The sequence below is a fragment of the Peribacillus muralis genome (genome assembly GCF_001439925.1).
Taxonomy (GTDB): domain Bacteria; phylum Bacillota; class Bacilli; order Bacillales; family DSM-1321; genus Peribacillus; species Peribacillus muralis.
On the sequence record NZ_LMBV01000003.1, the window covers coordinates 392,084 to 408,017 of the forward strand.

16 protein-coding genes are annotated in these 15,934 nt (G+C 41.6%); 8 read left to right on the forward strand and 8 right to left on the reverse strand.

Going from position 1 to position 15,934, the window contains the following annotated elements; translation table 11 throughout:
• Nucleotides 1–343: 343 nt before the first annotated feature.
• From ASU00_RS06420 to allC, 3 genes are read right to left on the reverse strand one after another with little or no spacing between them, the layout of a single operon-like run.
• Nucleotides 344–1,723 (reverse strand): allantoinase, encoded by a 1,380-nt coding sequence (locus tag ASU00_RS06420; protein ID WP_057912600.1) that lies wholly within the window; start codon nucleotides 1,721–1,723, stop codon nucleotides 344–346.
• Between the two features lie 32 nt (nucleotides 1,724–1,755).
• Entirely contained in the window at nucleotides 1,756–3,018 is a 1,263-nt protein-coding gene (locus ASU00_RS06425) for a pyridoxal-phosphate-dependent aminotransferase family protein (protein WP_057912601.1), read from the reverse strand.
• Nucleotides 3,019–3,033: 15 nt separating this feature from the next.
• A complete protein-coding gene (gene allC, locus ASU00_RS06430; RefSeq protein WP_152983695.1) occupies nucleotides 3,034–4,269 on the reverse strand; it encodes an allantoate deiminase in 1,236 nt (411 codons plus the stop codon).
• Between the two features lie 460 nt (nucleotides 4,270–4,729).
• Between allC and ASU00_RS06435 the strand changes: the two genes are divergently transcribed.
• Nucleotides 4,730–6,346, forward strand: a complete 1,617-nt coding sequence (locus tag ASU00_RS06435; RefSeq protein WP_057912602.1) for a PucR family transcriptional regulator — start codon at nucleotides 4,730–4,732, stop codon at nucleotides 6,344–6,346.
• 201 nt (nucleotides 6,347–6,547) lie between these two features.
• Here the strand turns inward: ASU00_RS06435 and ASU00_RS25350 are convergent, their stop codons facing one another.
• Nucleotides 6,548–6,688, reverse strand: coding sequence for a hypothetical protein (locus ASU00_RS25350; protein WP_161809707.1), 141 nt, complete (start codon nucleotides 6,686–6,688; stop codon nucleotides 6,548–6,550).
• 392 nt (nucleotides 6,689–7,080) lie between these two features.
• On the opposite strand from ASU00_RS25350, the gene ASU00_RS06440 reads away from it, so the two are divergent.
• Together ASU00_RS06440 and ASU00_RS06445 are read left to right on the forward strand one after the other, a co-directional pair.
• Nucleotides 7,081–7,668, forward strand: a complete 588-nt coding sequence (locus tag ASU00_RS06440; protein WP_057912603.1) for a chromate transporter — start codon at nucleotides 7,081–7,083, stop codon at nucleotides 7,666–7,668.
• Nucleotides 7,668–8,219 (forward strand): chromate transporter, encoded by a 552-nt coding sequence (locus ASU00_RS06445; RefSeq protein WP_330219523.1) that lies wholly within the window; start codon nucleotides 7,668–7,670, stop codon nucleotides 8,217–8,219. Before ASU00_RS06440 ends, ASU00_RS06445 begins: the two co-directional genes overlap by 1 nt.
• 476 nt (nucleotides 8,220–8,695) lie before the next feature.
• Here the strand turns inward: ASU00_RS06445 and ASU00_RS26635 are convergent, their stop codons facing one another.
• Nucleotides 8,696–8,818, reverse strand: coding sequence for a hypothetical protein (locus ASU00_RS26635; protein ID WP_269085308.1), 123 nt, complete (start codon nucleotides 8,816–8,818; stop codon nucleotides 8,696–8,698).
• Between the two features lie 288 nt (nucleotides 8,819–9,106).
• On the opposite strand from ASU00_RS26635, the gene ASU00_RS06450 reads away from it, so the two are divergent.
• The 4 genes from ASU00_RS06450 to ASU00_RS06465 all read left to right on the forward strand — a co-directional run bounded on the left by ASU00_RS06450 (nucleotide 9,107) and on the right by ASU00_RS06465 (nucleotide 13,114).
• On the forward strand, nucleotides 9,107–10,486 hold the full coding sequence (locus tag ASU00_RS06450; RefSeq protein WP_236712598.1) for a sensor histidine kinase: 1,380 nt from the start codon (nucleotides 9,107–9,109) through the stop codon (nucleotides 10,484–10,486).
• Nucleotides 10,487–11,164, forward strand: a complete 678-nt coding sequence (locus ASU00_RS06455) for a response regulator transcription factor (RefSeq protein ID WP_057912604.1) — start codon at nucleotides 10,487–10,489, stop codon at nucleotides 11,162–11,164.
• Nucleotides 11,164–11,718, forward strand: a complete 555-nt coding sequence (locus ASU00_RS06460; protein WP_057912605.1) for a TVP38/TMEM64 family protein — start codon at nucleotides 11,164–11,166, stop codon at nucleotides 11,716–11,718. The genes ASU00_RS06455 and ASU00_RS06460 overlap by 1 nt, the downstream gene beginning before the upstream one ends.
• A gap of 607 nt (nucleotides 11,719–12,325) precedes the next feature.
• On the forward strand, nucleotides 12,326–13,114 hold the full coding sequence (locus ASU00_RS06465) for a SurA N-terminal domain-containing protein (RefSeq protein WP_057912606.1): 789 nt from the start codon (nucleotides 12,326–12,328) through the stop codon (nucleotides 13,112–13,114).
• A gap of 184 nt (nucleotides 13,115–13,298) precedes the next feature.
• Here ASU00_RS06465 and ASU00_RS06470 read toward each other — a convergent pair whose 3' ends face one another.
• Nucleotides 13,299–14,480 carry an MFS transporter gene (locus tag ASU00_RS06470; protein ID WP_057912607.1) on the reverse strand — a complete coding sequence of 394 codons (1,182 nt, stop codon included), beginning with the start codon at nucleotides 14,478–14,480 and terminating at the stop codon, nucleotides 13,299–13,301.
• Between the two features lie 326 nt (nucleotides 14,481–14,806).
• Here ASU00_RS06470 and ASU00_RS24975 point away from each other — a divergent pair, with 326 nt between their 5' ends.
• The gene (locus tag ASU00_RS24975) at nucleotides 14,807–15,010 is read left to right on the forward strand and encodes a DUF1796 family putative cysteine peptidase (protein WP_152983696.1); all 204 of its coding nucleotides are present in this window, start codon (nucleotides 14,807–14,809) and stop codon (nucleotides 15,008–15,010) included.
• Between the two features lie 75 nt (nucleotides 15,011–15,085).
• On the opposite strand, the gene arsC is transcribed toward ASU00_RS24975, so the two are convergent.
• Both arsC and ASU00_RS26030 read right to left on the reverse strand, forming a co-directional pair.
• Complete coding sequence (arsC, locus tag ASU00_RS06475) at nucleotides 15,086–15,505, reverse strand: arsenate reductase (thioredoxin) (protein ID WP_057912608.1); 420 nt, start codon at nucleotides 15,503–15,505, stop codon at nucleotides 15,086–15,088.
• Nucleotides 15,506–15,537: 32 nt separating this feature from the next.
• On the reverse strand, nucleotides 15,538–15,934 hold a 397-nt coding region (locus ASU00_RS26030), incomplete at its 5' end, for an ArsB/NhaD family transporter (protein ID WP_269085309.1).

The following is a 15,934-nucleotide window of genomic DNA, read 5'->3' on the forward strand; positions in this document are numbered from 1 at the left end:
TTTAAAGAAAATTCAAATTATAATTTGGGTAATTTTCTGAATATCTTCCCTTTATATTATCGTTTTAAAATCATTCTATGATAATAAGCGGATCACGATGAAAATTCATATCGTCAATTACTTGAAACAACAGAGTTCAAGAAATACCTTCAAAAGAAAAAGGCGTTCATCACCACTCACTTTATTTTTCCTGGTTTATTATTTTGTTTTTGCCGATACTGGCTGCTTAACGTGTCCATGACCTGTCTAGTTTCGAGAAAAAGCCACTCGCTCAAAAAAATCATCAAGCAAAGGGGGATCCCGATTTCGGAACCCCCCTTCCCTACTTGTACCACCATTCTTGCTAGTTATTGGCCGCAATGCAGGAATCGATTACCTTAATCCATTCCCCATGTACACTTTTGAATGGCTCCCCATTCCGATAAACCATTTTCCCTCTACTGAATGTAGCAGTGATTTGACAAGGAAAAGTATGGCCGATGTATATGCTTTGCTTATGTTTTGCAAAAAAATTCGATTCCACAGCTTCGTGATTGCCATCAAGAGATACGATCGCAAGGTCCGCATCCAGCCCCTCCATGATTTTTCCCTTTCTCGAGGAAAGCCCAAATCGTTCAGCCGGCCTTAAAGCTGTCCATTCAGCTACTTTGTGGAGCGGAATTCCATATGATTGAGCCAATTCTATCATCGACATCAGTGAAAATTGGCCCCCGCTTATTCCGCCCCATGCCTCAAAAAGATTATGTATCGCTGGATCCTTCAACTCATAGGGACATGGCGAGTGGTCGGAGGAAATCATATCGAACTTCCCTTCTATCAAACAACTTATCAATTTTTCTTGTTCTTCACTCGCCCTTAGTGGAGGAGCGCATTTTGCAACCGCCCCTTTTTCGACTAGATCATCTTGACTGAATAATAAATAATGCGGACACGTTTCAAGCGTTACATCCATCCCCCGTTTTTTGGCTGCTTCTATTTTGTCGAGGGCCGAGCAACTGCTAATATGGACAAAGTGCAACGGGCAGCCCGTCAACTCCGCATATGCAATCGCACGTTCAACAGCTTCCGCTTCTGCCTGCACAGGTCTTGTAGCCGCATAATCGTCAGCACTGAATAGACCATCCTTCTCTTTTTCCTGCTTCAGCCATCGAGTGATCGGGTCACTTTCCGCATGTAGAGCCAAGACTTTGCCCAACTCTGCAATCTTCTTCATTCCATGTAAAAGGGTGAAATCATCGGCACGCTCAAATTCTTCGTTACCCGTTGCCGAGAGAAAAGCTTTAAACCCGATGACTCCCGACTTTGCGAGTGCTTCTAAATCATCGACATTGCCCGGGACCAAGCCTCCCCACAAGCCAAAATCAATGATTGATTTTCCTTCGCCGATCTTCCCCTTTTCAAGAAGGGACTCACGGTGAATGGTTGAAGGGATACCATTCAAAGGCATATCGAAATATGTCGTGCACCCACCCGCTGCCATCATTTGCGAGCCTGTTTCAAAGCCTTCCCAATGAACGCGTCCAGGTTCGCTGAAATGGACATGAACATCAATCATTCCAGGAAAAACATACTGACCGTCCGCTTCATACTCTTGAATGGCCTTGCCATCTAGGCGATATTCAATCTTTACAATCACCCCATCTCGGATTGCAAGATCCGCTTTCCTCACTTCACCCGGGAAAACAACAAGCCCATTGCGGATAATTAGATCATAAACTGACATGAAGACCACTCCCCTTAACTGGTTTCATAAACTTAAAACGATCCCCTGGATACCGTAGCTTGCTCCGTCTTCCCTACATACACATCAAGCGCGGCTTGCAAGGCCTCTCCCCGATTCACTTGGAATCCTTGACGCAACAGGACCGCTTCCAAAGAGGCGAGAACAAAGAGGATGTTTTCTTTTCTGCAGCTGAATCCCATCGTGCCAATTCTCCATATCTTCCCTTGAAGGGGTCCAAATGAGGAGGCGATCTCGATACCAAATTCATTCAGCAGCATCGACCTGACAGCTTCCCCATCGATTCCAGCCGGAATTTCAATACAAGTTACGCAAGGGAGTTTGTTTTGGTTATTCCCGAATAGCGTCAGCCCCATCGCTTTAATTCCTTCCACCAATGCCGCCTCGTGGAGTTCATGACGGGCAAACCGAGCTTCCAGACCTTCTTCAAGCACAAGGCGCAAGCCTTCCCGTAACGCATAAATCATGGACGTCGCTTCTGTATGATGATTCAAGCGCCGCGGTCCCCAATAATCCTGGAGCATGCTTAAATCAAAATAATTGCTGGTAATGGTACGGCCGCTAGATACCCTTTGATTGTCTTCGGCGGTCGCAATGCCACGCTCCACCTTTTTGCGGGATTGGATGATTTTTTCTATGCGCTCATTATACGTGATCGGGGCCATCCCTGAAGGAACGGACAAGCATTTTTGTGTTCCTCCTATCAATCCATCAATGCACCATTCATCCACCTTCACATCGGTTCCTCCAATTGATGCAACGGCATCGACGACAAGCAGGACATCCAATTCGCGGCAGGCCAACCCAATATCCTTCAATGGCTGCATACAGCCCGTCGAAGTCTCTCCATGTACAATTGCCGTTATTTTAGGTGAAACCTTCTTGATTTCCGCAATGATGACTTGCGGATCGAACACTTCTCCCCAAGGGCATTCAATCGTATGGACGTCAGCTCCGTATCGTTCACAAATTTCGACCAGCAAATGACCAAATCTCCCAAAAATAGGAACAAGGACTTTATCACCCGGTTCAATTATGCTGCACAGGACCGCCTCATTCCCTGATCTTGATGTGCCGTCTATCGGGAACGCCCATTTATTTTTCGTCTGAAAAACTAGACGCAGCATCTCCATCACTTCATTCATGATCGAAGTGAATGCAGGATCGAATTGTCCTAAAATCGGTGTGCTCATCGCTCTTAAGACACGTGGATCCACTTCGACCGGACCCGGCGTCATGATCGTTCTCATCGGTGTATTTAATTCTGAATATGCCATTATTCCCAGCTCCTTTTAATAGGCTAATTTATAGAGGACTTCGCTTAAAACATCGATTCCCCTTTCTAAATCCGGAACACTCGTAAACTCTTTAGGTGAGTGGCTGATTCCCCCCTGACTCGGCACGAACAATAGGCAGGTCGGACAAAAAGAACCAAACACTTGTGCATCATGGCCTGCTCCACTGATAATATTCTGGTAAGGTATATGTTTATCCTCAGCAATCCGGCTTGCAAGCTCGTTCATTTCCATATCCATCGCAACAGGTTTGACATCCATCCACTGCGAAACCTCCAGCTTCATTCCCGCTTCTTTCGCCAAACCATCAAATGACGAGAAGATTTCCTTACAAAACAAATCAAGAATCACTTCTTCATGATGCCTGATATCCAGACTGAATTCCACTTCACCAGCAATGACATTGGGAACATTAGGAAAAACATCCAACCTGCCCACCGTCGCCACTAAATGTGGATCCATCCCCTTCGCTTTTTTCGTTAAGAATGAGATGAATTCCGACGCAGTACTGACTGCATCCTTCCGGTAGAACATAGGGGTGGTTCCCGCGTGGTCGCTTTCACCAACCACTTTTACCGTATAACGGCGCTGTCCGACAATATGACTGACGATCCCTAACGGATTTTGGTTCTTCTCCAGGACCATCCCCTGTTCGATATGAATTTCGACGAACCTGTCAATATCCTCACGTGCAGGCGATATATAAGTATCAGGGTCGAATCCCGCTTGCTTCATTGCTTCCAAGAAAGAGATTCCCTCTGTATCTTCGATATCCTTTACACAATCAAGATCATAGACTCCCTGGATATTCCTCGATCCCCAAAACGTTATCGGAAATCTACTTCCCTCTTCTTCACAAAAGGAGACAACCTCTATCGTTTTCCGAGGCCGTCCATATGCTCTATCCAATTTTTTAACCGCAAGGAAACTGGCAATGACACCATAAGCCCCATCGTATTTCCCTCCATCCGTAACTGTATCGATGTGGGAGCCGGTCAGGATCGTTCCACTTGTCGAATCCGTCCCCTCAAGCCTGCCAAACAAGTTACCGACACTATCAAAATATGTAATAAGGCCTTCCTTATCCATCTCAGCCTTCATTGCAAGCTGAGCGCTCAGCCATTCCTTGGAATACAATAAACGGGTCACCCCTTTATTTTCCGTTGCTCCAAAAGAGGCCAACCATTCAATCAACTCAGCAACATCACCCTTTTCATCCAAGGATTTTTCCATTTGAATTTCCAACACATCGCTTCCCTTCCAAGAATCCAGTCATGTTATGAATATTCACAAACATGTGTTATCTATTATTTTACTTTCTTTCCCCTTCAACTTCATTGACGATTCTGTTAGGATTTTGATGTTTTTTTGTGCAAAACAACCAACAAAATTTAGAATAGTCCTCCTTACTGGATATAAATTACTTCAGAATGGACTTTACTCTTTACTACTTGCTACAATCTATCATCCTCGCATTCACTTTACCAACCTCGCCTATAGATGCATTTTGCAGAAAATAACAAACTTCGTATTTTTTACAACTGATAATGTCATAACTACTTACAAGCATATTAACGCTCGATAAGCCATCAAATTCGTAAGTTATGTCATAGGGTATGTATGATATGATAATGAAAATCCACTTAACAAGAGCAACTGCATATACTACATATATCAGAATGAGGTGTTCCAGATGAAGGTAACAGAACTTTTGACATTGCCAGCATTGGCGGGGATGAATTTAATTGCGGGAGAAACAGGAATAAATCGTGAGGTCTACACAGTCAATATGATGGATGCTCCAGATATCATCCACTTTTTAAAGCCAAATGAACTCCTTGTCACTACAGCTTATCACGTAAAGGATAAGCCACACCTTTTGTCAACCCTTGTCGAGGCAATGGCCAATCAAGGCTGCGCTGCACTTGGAATAAAGACAGGAAGGTTCCTAGCGGAAATCCCTGAAGCTGTATTGGTTCTCGCTAACGAATTATCCCTCCCAATCATCAACCTCCCTCATGAATTGTCGCTTGGGGAAATCATTAACCATACATTACGTGGGATTTTGGACCAACGAGCAGCAGAACTGACATTTGCCATGGAGACACATAAGCAATTCACCGATTTAATCATGCGCGGCAAAGGAATCGAGAAATTACTTGATCATTTATCTGACATGATTGGATATCGCATCCTATTAATTGACCAATACCTTAAACCGCTATCCCGTCCAGTCTCGACGACCGGAATTATTCCAATTATCAAAAAGATGCGTGAAGCTGGCTTCCGATTTCAGAAAACAAAGGCTTCTTCCTTTTCCTTTACATCTCTTTCCAACCAACAAACCTATACGATTTTCCCCATTTACATGGATGAAAAAAAGTTTGGGTATTTGACGATAGCGGGAGAAATCAAGTCGAGCGATAACCTTGTAACACTAACGATCGAGCAAGCCACAAATGTCATCTCGTTCGCTTTAATGAAGGAACACGCACTTAAACAGCATGATCGGAACATCCAGAATGATTTTTTCCTTCAGTTTCTTGATGGCAATTTCTCCTCACAAGAGGAAATCATAAACCGGGCCAAAGAGTTTTCCTTACATAATGAACAAGCATATATTTGTGCAGTCGGCAAGATCGACGGACCCGAATCGACAAAAAGCTATACACAACTGCAAAGGCGGGCTGATACGATTTATCAATTCCTGAAAGATGAACTTCAACTATCACCTAACCCTATTCATCTCTTTACAAAAGGAAAAAAGTGCATCCTCTTATACGAAGTGAATGAAGTATCCGTGGATGTGCTCCAGTATGTTGAAACCTCACTAAAATCATTGCAAATGATTACCGCCAACCAGTTCAATTGCACGATTTCTTTCGGAGTAAGCACCAGGAGCCCGAGTTTTTTACAAACGAAGACCTCCTATAAAGAAGCGAATGACTCTCTTCTTGAAGGAGGTCTTGCTAGAAAGACCGAATACATCCAATCATTCAGGACGAAGGACATTATGGAATTATTAAGAATCATCCCTGAGGAAGACTTAAAGAATTTTTACCTTTTCGCCCTACAAGGATTTTCCAAAATCGTCACAGAGGAGGAGCAAACCTTATTGCAAACATTGTCCGTCTACCTTGAAACACATTGCCAAATATCGGAAACCGCCAAACGATTATTCGTTCACAGGAACACCGTTGTGTACAGACTGGAGAAATGTGAAGAACTGCTCGGCAAAAGCTTAAAAGATCCGGAGACGACACTCCAAATACGCCTTGCCATACGTATTAAATCGTTGCTTGATAGATAAGCCTGCAAGCTCACTTCCGCACTTAATGAAGATTTTCTGCATAAACTCCAGATATGTATTTTCATATTATAATAAAAAGACAAGTCACTCCAATGATCTGAAAGAACCCCACCTGTTTCAATAACAACTGGTGGGGTTTCTAATTTGCTTCTGCGTCTACATCAACCTGAAGATCCATCTTGTGCAAGCACGCCCTTTCATTTAAACGGCTAATTTGCTGTATTCATCCAACTGATCTTTGGTTAAATTTTTGATAAAATCGTCGAAGTTTAACGTCTCGATTTCATACCTTTCACAAATCTTCAAATAACTTTGAAAGGCTTTAACATACATGTTCATCATCTCGACACCCCTTTTCTGTTATATAACAAATAATTAAACTTATTAATAATATAGAACAACAGTAATTCCTCGTCAACTAATTTTTCCGAAAATCCCGCAATGTTCACACATTCACTAGTATCTCCCGCATTCTACATCGCTAACCGTCTCAATTAAAAAAACGTACACAGATAGTAGCCAAAGCTGAATGAACAGAATTAAGTCCAAGGCAATGCCGGTAGTAAATCCAAAATACAATATTCATGTTCATTTTTATCCGCCCTGTTATATGTAAAGCACCTTATATATTTACGTAATCGTTATCATCCTATCATGTACAATGCGAAAGTTTATTTGTTATCATAAGTTCATGATCTTGGAAAAGAATGTTAAGTTTTTAAGGAGGAACCGTTTTGAAAAATCCATATTCGGAATTAACGGTCGGGATGTTGAGGACCGGGATTTTAGGTTTTGGCGGCGGACCATCTGTCATCCCGCTCATCCGTCATGAAGCCGTATCCCGATATCGTTGGCTTGATGATGATGAATTTGGTGACACGCTGGCGATCGCCAATACTCTCCCCGGACCGATCGCCACTAAGATGGCAGCATATCTTGGTTATCAATTAAAGGGCTGGCCGGGAGCTCTAGTGAGTGTGGCCGCTCACATCTTGCCTTCATGCCTTGCCATGGTTTTCCTGATTGGATTCATTAATGTGCTAAGCAATTCCGCAATGATCGGCAATATGATTGCTGCTGTCATGCCAGTTGTTGCCGTCATGCTTGGTCAAATGGCTTATGAGTTTGGCGAAAAGGCGGTTAGGGGGTTAGGGAAGGTTCTCGGCATCACCTTTTTTGTGATTTCCTTTATACTGCTCCAGACGATTTCCCTTCACCCAGGTATCGTCATCATGATTTTCCTTTTATATGGAGCCTTCCACTTTAAATTAAAAGAACGATTGAAAAGTAAAAAGGTGAATAGGAAGGAGGGATCGGCTTAATGGGCTTTATCATCCCGATGGGGGTAGCTGTTTTTCTTGCGTTCTTCATTGCCAATCTTCTTGGATATGGCGGAGGTCCAGCTTCCATCCCGCTTATGTACGATCAAATCGTAACCCGCTACGGCTGGCTTAATAATACCGAATTTTCACAAATGCTCGCCCTAGGAAATTCCCTTCCAGGCCCGATTGCCACCAAAATTGCCGCATATGTCGGATATGATGTGTATGGCTGGCCAGGGTTTTTAGCTGCATTGGCCGGCACCATCATCCCATCCGCTGTAGCTTTGATCTATTTATTGAAAATCCTGCGCAAATACAAGCAATCACCGATCGTAAAAGGCATGTCATTACTTGTACAGCCCGTGATCGCAATCATGATGTTGTTGCTTACCTGGAACATGGCTGCAGATGCCGTCGGTTCCATAGGTTACATCCATTCAATCATCATCGCCGGATTGGCCTTGTTGGCTCTAGGTAAATTCAAGATACACCCAGCATTCGTAATCGTCCTTGCCTTTGCGTACGGCGGCTTTATCATTCCGCTCTCATAAATATAAAAATCCCACCCAGTGGGATTTTTCACGTTTAAAGTATGCCCACCCGGCTTATATAATGTTTAGGAAAACATGTATACGCAGGATTTAGCGAACTAACTAAGTCATTTTCCATGTTTGATGACGCAGCGGCATTGAACGAAATAAGTAGCTCTCAGCTTCATATTAAAATGTATTTTCGAGAAAGAACTTGGAAACACAAATCAAATTATCATAGTATTGAGACGTTCAGGGATGAACCAGCTTTTGGGTGGTGTTCGGTATACTAAAAAACGCTCAGAGCATTTTTACTCTAAGTGCGATAATACAAATGATCCGCTTCACCATTAAAGAATTAAAAAGAATAAGTGTGAGTGTTAGGAAGCGATTATGCATGAACAGGCTGTCACCCCCTCATTGAGATAACGATGACGGGGGTTTTACAGCCTGCTTAATATGGAAAAAACGCTTATGATTATGCACTGTTTCCTTCCTCAACTCTTTGCTTGAAAGGTCTTCGCAATCGCATTGTATTCTTCTTCATTGATGATGCCAATTTTTTTGAATAAAACCGAATAAGCCATTATTTTTTTTTGGGTACGGTTTGTACAATTCATCTCGACCAGCTCCTTTTTTACATCATATTCACTGGCGACAAAATGTTTCCATAACGCAACAAATTTTGTATCGCTAAAACAATTAAATTAGGCCTCCGGCAGTTTAAAGATTCATGTGACAAATTGATACCGCTCCATTAAACCCGCCAGAGATTTCTTGAAAATACTGCAGCCCTTCCTGTAACCCGTCTTCATTCAGATTATGTTTTAAATAAATAGGAAGGAAATTAACAAACCTGCATAACTCCTTCATATTTTTTCGCTATAATGACTTTAATAGAAAAGAAGGTGAACATCCTGAAAATCTCCATGAAGCTAGGACTTTATATATTTGTAAGCATTTTGCTGTTAGAAACAATTTCCATGCTTTACTTACATAATCACGTCATCCAGTCCCGGATCAATCAGGAATTGGAATCATTGAAATCCCGTGGCAACAGTCACCGTGATGTATTGGAACTTACGTATTCCGACGCAACCCTTGAGCATATCGGCCTGATGGAATCCCATACCGATACAGATGTGGTGATAACGAATGAAGCAGGCGATATTATTCTATCTTCGGAAAATGTAAATTCAGGGATGAAAAAAATTTTACAGAAGGAGCTCCCTCAAGTGCCTCGAAAAGGTTCGATCATCCAAGCAAGCTGGAAGGATGAACGGTATATCGCCACTGTCACATCATTTAACAGTGAACATGCAATTGAAGGCTATATCTACATGTTCAAAAATACAAGAGAAGTAGAAGAATTAATCTCCCAATTGAATAAGCACTTCCTCTTTGCGACGATTTTGCTACTTTTCTTCATGCTTATCATTATTTATTTCCTCTCAAAAGCCTTGACCAGACCACTTATTGTCATGAAGGAGGCGACCACTAAATTGAGCGAAGGGAATTTCTCCGTGACTGTACCAGTACGATCACATGATGAACTTGGTGAACTCGCTCAATCGATCCAAAGCTTGGCTGACGAACTGAATTATTTAAAGAAGGAGCGCAATGAATTCTTGGCAAGCATCTCCCATGAACTGCGCACGCCTCTCACTTATATCAAGGGATATGCTGATATTGTCCGCCGAAAAGACTTGGATGCTTCTGAAAGATCATCTTATTTAGAGATTATCCATGATGAATCACAACGATTAAACGGATTGTTGAACGAACTATTCAATATGGCTAAAATGGATTTGCATACCTTCACCATTTCAAAAGAAACCGTACGGCTTTCTTCACTCCTGCAATCCATTCAAGAAAAAGTGCTGCCGTCCTTCAATAATAAAAAGATGCAATTGCACCTCGAGTGCAGCGAAGATTTATTTATTAAAATAGATCCTGCTCGGTTTGAGCAAATTATGCTTAATCTGCTGGATAATGCATTAAAATACTCGAACGAAAACACAGTCACCACCATCAAAGCAAAACGATTTCCTGGAAGTATCTCCATCTCCATCATCGATCAAGGGATGGGCATCCCCGCTGAAGACGTCCCGCATATATTTGACCGTTTATTTCGTGTCGAGAAATCACGCGCTAGAGATACGGGCGGATTCGGATTGGGGCTCTCCATCGTCAAACAGCTAGTGGAGGTTCAAGGAGGATCCATTTCAGTTACTAGCAAGCTGGACCAAGGTACATGCTTCACGATCATATTTAAAGGAGATAGGTAAATGAAGACAGCAGTTCTGGTAGATGATGAACAAAGAATGACGGATCTGATCGAGTTATATCTTGCACCTCACGGATATAGGTGCATAAAGAAGGACTCCGCCCGCGAAGCGGTACTTTTCTTGAAACATAGTCATGCTGACATCGTCATTCTTGATATAATGATGCCTGAGATGGATGGGTGGGAAGCGTGCGAAAGAATCCGGTCATTTTCTGCCATTCCCATTATCATGCTCACCGCCCGGGATGCAGCGGAAGAAATGGTGAGAGGGCTGAAAAGTGGTGCCGATGATTATATAACGAAGCCCTTTAATGAAGATGTTTTACTGGCTCGAATCGATGCTGTGACACGACGGATACCCCAATACGAAGTCGATGGGGTATCCTTTAAGGGGTTAAAACTAAATGAATCCGCTTATGAAGCGCATTATCGATCCAAGGCCATTTCATTAACGCCAAAAGAATTCTCCATGTTGTCCTTGTTTTTAAAATCACCTGATCAAGTATACTCAAGGGATCACCTGCTCTCGACCATCTGGGATTTTAGAACGAATACGGAAGATCGGACAATCGATTCCCATATTCGAAATATCAGAGAAAAATTGCGTTGCACCGGTTTTCCTGCAGATGTTCATTTGAAAACGGTTTGGGGCGTCGGCTATAAATGGAGTTCTTCTTGATGGATATGCATTTCATTTCTGAGGCGATAGCATCAAGCGGCCCCTTGGCCATTGTTGTCAGTTTAATCATGAACGTTATTATTAGCGTGCTCAGTTTTATTCCGAGCGTATTCATCACTGCGGCAAATATCACCGTGTTTGGATTCCAAAACGGATTGATCGTTTCTTACATCGGGGAAATTATAGGAGCCGCAGTGAGCTTTTGGTTATATCGGAGAGGAATTCAATCAATCCCACCAAAGTTCATGAATAACCGTTGGATCATGCGACTGCAAAAGTCACAAGGATTTCCTGCATTTTGGATGATTCTCTTGCTAAGGCTCCTTCCTTTCATCCCTTCCGGCGTGATTAACCTTGCTGCAGCATTAAGTAGGGCGAGCATGATGATTTTCTTCACCGCCACATCAATTGGTAAGCTGCCCGCCCTCCTCATCGAGGCATACTCGGTGACACAAGTAATGAAGGCTTCATACGAAGTAAGGATTGGTTTAGTGCTATTGATTAGCATTATCGCCCTCCTTTATTACGTTAAAAAAACAAGAATAAAAAACTAAAAGGCTTTTCTATTTACTGATTTTTAATTATTTCCTTTTTCTTTCCTTCAGGCGTGAGGCTCCCTCCTTCCATTTAAGAGTTGTGACCATTGGTTTCCAAGGGTCCGACTCTCCGATGCCGGTGCCTTGCTTTCCTGATACACATCATATTCTTTCGCAAAAACTACTAAAACGGGCGGTTTTGGTTCACTCTCCATAACCTTCATACTAACAATATATTGATAGTAAAGTTTTACCTTTCTTTTTCAATAACCTATGTTTCAATGAAAGTGCCATCCATAACCCTCTCCCTGTATTCCAGCGTTATTTATCTAGGTTAAATGCACTACATTCGAATAATAAGGGATATAATAATCCTTAATGAAGTGGTTACTACTTCATTAATTTGATTGGTTGCGTCATCTTTCATAAGCTCCTTTTATCGTCGTAGAATGTAGGGTAAATTGATTCAGTTTAAAGAGATTTGCATCTATGTACTGAGAGGATGCCTATACTTTCTTCCTGTTTTATGGAAAAAAGAATGATTTTATTGTGTTTTAAAGGGCAGTTCCTATATAATGCGCATTAGATGATTTTTTTTAGTACTAAATACGAGAGGAGACATAACATGAAGAAACTATTGTACCCTATCGTTATCGGATTATTGGCTGTTGTTCTAACGGCTTGTGGTTCGAACGATGAAGCGGATAAAAAAACGGACGAGAAAGACACTAAAACAACCGAGGCTAAGCAAAGCAAAGAAACGGCTAAAGCAGCTGAGGAACAGCAAAAAAAGATGGAAGAAATGCAAAAGAAATTAGACAAGCAAAAAGTGGATGAAAAGAAAACGGTAGCCACCGTCAATGACGAAGAAATCACCGGTGCGGAATACAATACCGTGTTATCGACGACACAAATGCAAATGCAACAGTTTGGACAAGACCCAACATCCAAGGAGGGTGCCAAGCAAATTAAAGAGCAAACGATCAATTCGTTAGTGGGGCAAACATTACTGCTTCAAGCTGCTGACAAAAAGGGCTACACCGCCTCCAAGGCTGAAATCGAAAAACAACTTGCCAAAATTAAAGAACAATATGAAACTGAGGAAAAATTCAAGGCAGCGATGAAACAAGCAGGTCTTAATTCAGAAACGCTGAATACTCAGATCGCCGAGAATATTCCCTATACGAAGTACGTAGAAAAAGAGATTAAAGTAGAAGAACCAACGGATGAAGAAATCCAGAAATATTACGACCAGATTGCCGAGCAATCGAAGGCAAGTGGACAAAAGGTAAAGAAACTGGAAGAAATGAAGCCACAAATCAAAGAACAACTAGAACAGCAAAAGAAACAAGAAAAGCTTGTGAAGCATGTGGAAGAACTTAAGAAAGATGCTAAGGTAGAAGTTAAAATCTAACCAAGAACGCTCAGTATATAGACAAAAAGGTTTCGGAGGGATTCCCTTCCGAAACCTTTTTGATTTTCATTGGATTTAAAGCAGTTATTATAGGCTTTACTATGATATTTGTTTAAAGAACGTCTTATATAATATCAGTAGAAATTATTCCATTTTATACCATATATTTCTTTATAAAGAGTTCTCATGTCATTTTCGAAAAGAGAACTTCCTTATCTTTCCTGCCGTGAAGAAGATAATAAATTGGAATGCCCATCATAATTAGACCCGCCAGAGATAAATACATCCCCCTGTATCCGATCAAAGGTACTAAGCAACCTAAAATGAAGGGGCCAAAGCCTATCCCTAATTCGAGAAATACAAGATATGTAGATGTTGCCAATCCGATCCTTTCCCTAGGGGTTACTTTAATGGCAAGTGATTGTGTACAAGATTGAAAGTTCCCGTAACCTAGTCCGATAAATGCCGATGCAATTAAAAAGACGAAACTCGTATGCGCCTGACTAATTAGAAACATCCCAATCGCAAATAAAATCAAACCGGGGTAAGCTACACTATTGCCGCCTTTCAAATCAACCAGTTTCCCTGTAAATGGCCGTGAAATCATAATAGCCAGTGCATAGACGAGAAAGTAAAAACTGCCTGCCTCCACTAAATCAATTTCGGCAGTGTACGCGGTGATAAATGACAGAATGCTTGAATATCCAAGAGCTATTACGAATATCGAGATTGAAATTGGCAACGCCTTTGGTTCAATGAAGCTGGAAAATGTGAATCGTTTATTTGAAGACATTAGCTCCTTTGCTGGTGAATCCACAAGAATGGAAATGATTAAACTTACAATCCCCACCACTAAAGAAAACACAAAAATGCTAGTGTAATTAATATGTTCTATTAAAGCGACACCAATTAAAGGTCCGATAGCTGCCGCCAACACTGCGCTTAAACTAAAATAACCGATTCCTTCCCCATATTTATGGGGTGGGATGATCTTGCCTACTATCGTGCCAGTTGCAGTAGTTGCCATGCCCACTCCGATCCCTTGTAAAAAGCGAATAGCCATGAGGGCAAAAACATTAGTAGGAATAAAGTAAAAAAAGGTCATCAAGATATAGATGGCGATCCCTATCATCAACATTTTTTTATTGCCTACACTTTCTATTTGCCGACCAGCAAATAAGCGACTCATTAAAGCTCCAATGATGAAGATACTGGCAACTAATCCAGCAGTACTGACCGAAACACTATATTTTTCAATAGCATATGGTGCCATCGTTACTAATAGTAAATACATCGACAACATTAATCCGAAGTTGACCACTGATATAGAAATAAAATCTTTCGTCCATAATCCTTCTTTTTTCATAGTTCACAACCTTTATAAGTTTACACGATCCCTCAAGCCTTTTTCTGGCCTCCGCTCGATAGTAATACATCGTTCCATATAGCTTTTGTCGCAATTTTCCGTTAGTTGCATCCAAAACCATCCAACTTATCAACCTACCAAATAAAAAAACCATCATTTCCAAGTGCTAATAAGCAACTTAATTGATAACAATTTTCATTATCAATTGATTCAGGGTAAATGTCAATATAATGTGTGCATACAAAGGATGATTGAGTTTCAGTTTCTATCAAGTAATTACGCTTATCCAATCAAGGGGAATCCATCCTAAGTATATAAAAAAGCAGGTGACAAAGATATACAGTGATCATAATTTGATAGAGAGCTTAGACGCGTCGTGCGGTCCCGCATTGCACTCAAAACGTCATGATTTAAGAAGGCATTCATTGCCTTTCGATTGGGTTCAATCCCCTTCTCTGCAATATGAAAGAGCTGGCAGCTACCATCTTAGAGATACATTGCTCCAATCCTACGACCACTCCTTTTTTTGAGGACATTTATTGCAAAACAAAAACTGCCGAATGACCGGCAGTTTCAGGTTTATAAATATTTTTTGGTGAATTGTTTTATACGCCCGTTTTAGAGAAACGTTCAACTCTTTCTCCAATTTCATCACGAACACGTTGAAAGGTAGCCCATTTTTCCTCATCTGTTCCTTCCGCTTTGGCTGGGTCATCAAAACCCCAATGCTCACGTCTTATATGCGGTGGCGTCATGGGACATTTGTCTGCCGCATCGCCACATAATGTGACCACAAAATCGGCATTATTTAAAATGTCAGAATCAATGATATCGGAAGTTTGATTGGCAATATCCAGTCCAACCTCGTTCATCGCTTTAACAGCAGTCGGATTCAAGCCATGTGCTTCAATTCCTGCACTTAGCACTTGCCATTCGTCCCCAAGATATTTCTTACCCCATGCTTCAGCCATTTGGCTTCTGCAAGAGTTACCTGTACATAAGAAGTAAAGTGTTTTTTTAGCCATGTTGTTTCTCTCCTTTATGAGTNCTGATATGTTTAGTGAATGATGTTCAACCATATATACAAGCCAACCAATGTAATGAACAATGTTGGGATGGTTAAGATGATACCCGTTTTAAAGTAGGTTCCCCATGAGATTTTCACGCCTTTTAATGAAAGGACATGTAACCACAATAAGGTAGCCAAAGAACCGATCGGTGTAATTTTTGGTCCCAAGTCCGACCCGATGACATTGGCATAAACCAGGGCTTCTCTTATTGCCCCAGTTGTATTCGTATCTGATATCGCCAGTGCATCGATCATTACGGTCGGCATGTTATTCATAAGCGATGAAAGAATAGCTGCGGTGAATCCCATCCCAATTGTTGCTACAAATAATCCTTGATCGGCGGTAACTTGGATTAAATCCGTCAATATATTCGTCAATCCAACA

Bases quoted from the DNA above. Each gene is read 5' to 3' on its own strand.
- ASU00_RS06460 (WP_057912605.1), top strand. From the start codon at position 11,164: ATGGATATGCATTTCATTTCTGAGGCGATAGCATCAAGCGGCCCCTTG.
- ASU00_RS06445 (WP_330219523.1), top strand. From the start codon at position 7,668: ATGGGCTTTATCATCCCGATGGGGGTAGCTGTTTTTCTTGCGTTCTTC.
- ASU00_RS26635 (WP_269085308.1), bottom strand. From the start codon at position 8,818: ATGAATTGTACAAACCGTACCCAAAAAAAAATAATGGCTTATTCGGTT.
- ASU00_RS06455 (WP_057912604.1), top strand. From the start codon at position 10,487: ATGAAGACAGCAGTTCTGGTAGATGATGAACAAAGAATGACGGATCTG.
- allC (WP_152983695.1), bottom strand. From the start codon at position 4,269: ATGGAAAAATCCTTGGATGAAAAGGGTGATGTTGCTGAGTTGATTGAA.
- ASU00_RS06470 (WP_057912607.1), bottom strand. From the start codon at position 14,480: ATGAAAAAAGAAGGATTATGGACGAAAGATTTTATTTCTATATCAGTG.
- ASU00_RS06425 (WP_057912601.1), bottom strand. From the start codon at position 3,018: ATGGCATATTCAGAATTAAATACACCGATGAGAACGATCATGACGCCG.
- arsC (WP_057912608.1), bottom strand. From the start codon at position 15,505: ATGGCTAAAAAAACACTTTACTTCTTATGTACAGGTAACTCTTGCAGA.
- ASU00_RS25350 (WP_161809707.1), bottom strand. From the start codon at position 6,688: ATGATGAACATGTATGTTAAAGCCTTTCAAAGTTATTTGAAGATTTGT.
- ASU00_RS06465 (WP_057912606.1), top strand. From the start codon at position 12,326: ATGAAGAAACTATTGTACCCTATCGTTATCGGATTATTGGCTGTTGTT.
- ASU00_RS06435 (WP_057912602.1), top strand. From the start codon at position 4,730: ATGAAGGTAACAGAACTTTTGACATTGCCAGCATTGGCGGGGATGAAT.
- ASU00_RS06420 (WP_057912600.1), bottom strand. From the start codon at position 1,723: ATGTCAGTTTATGATCTAATTATCCGCAATGGGCTTGTTGTTTTCCCG.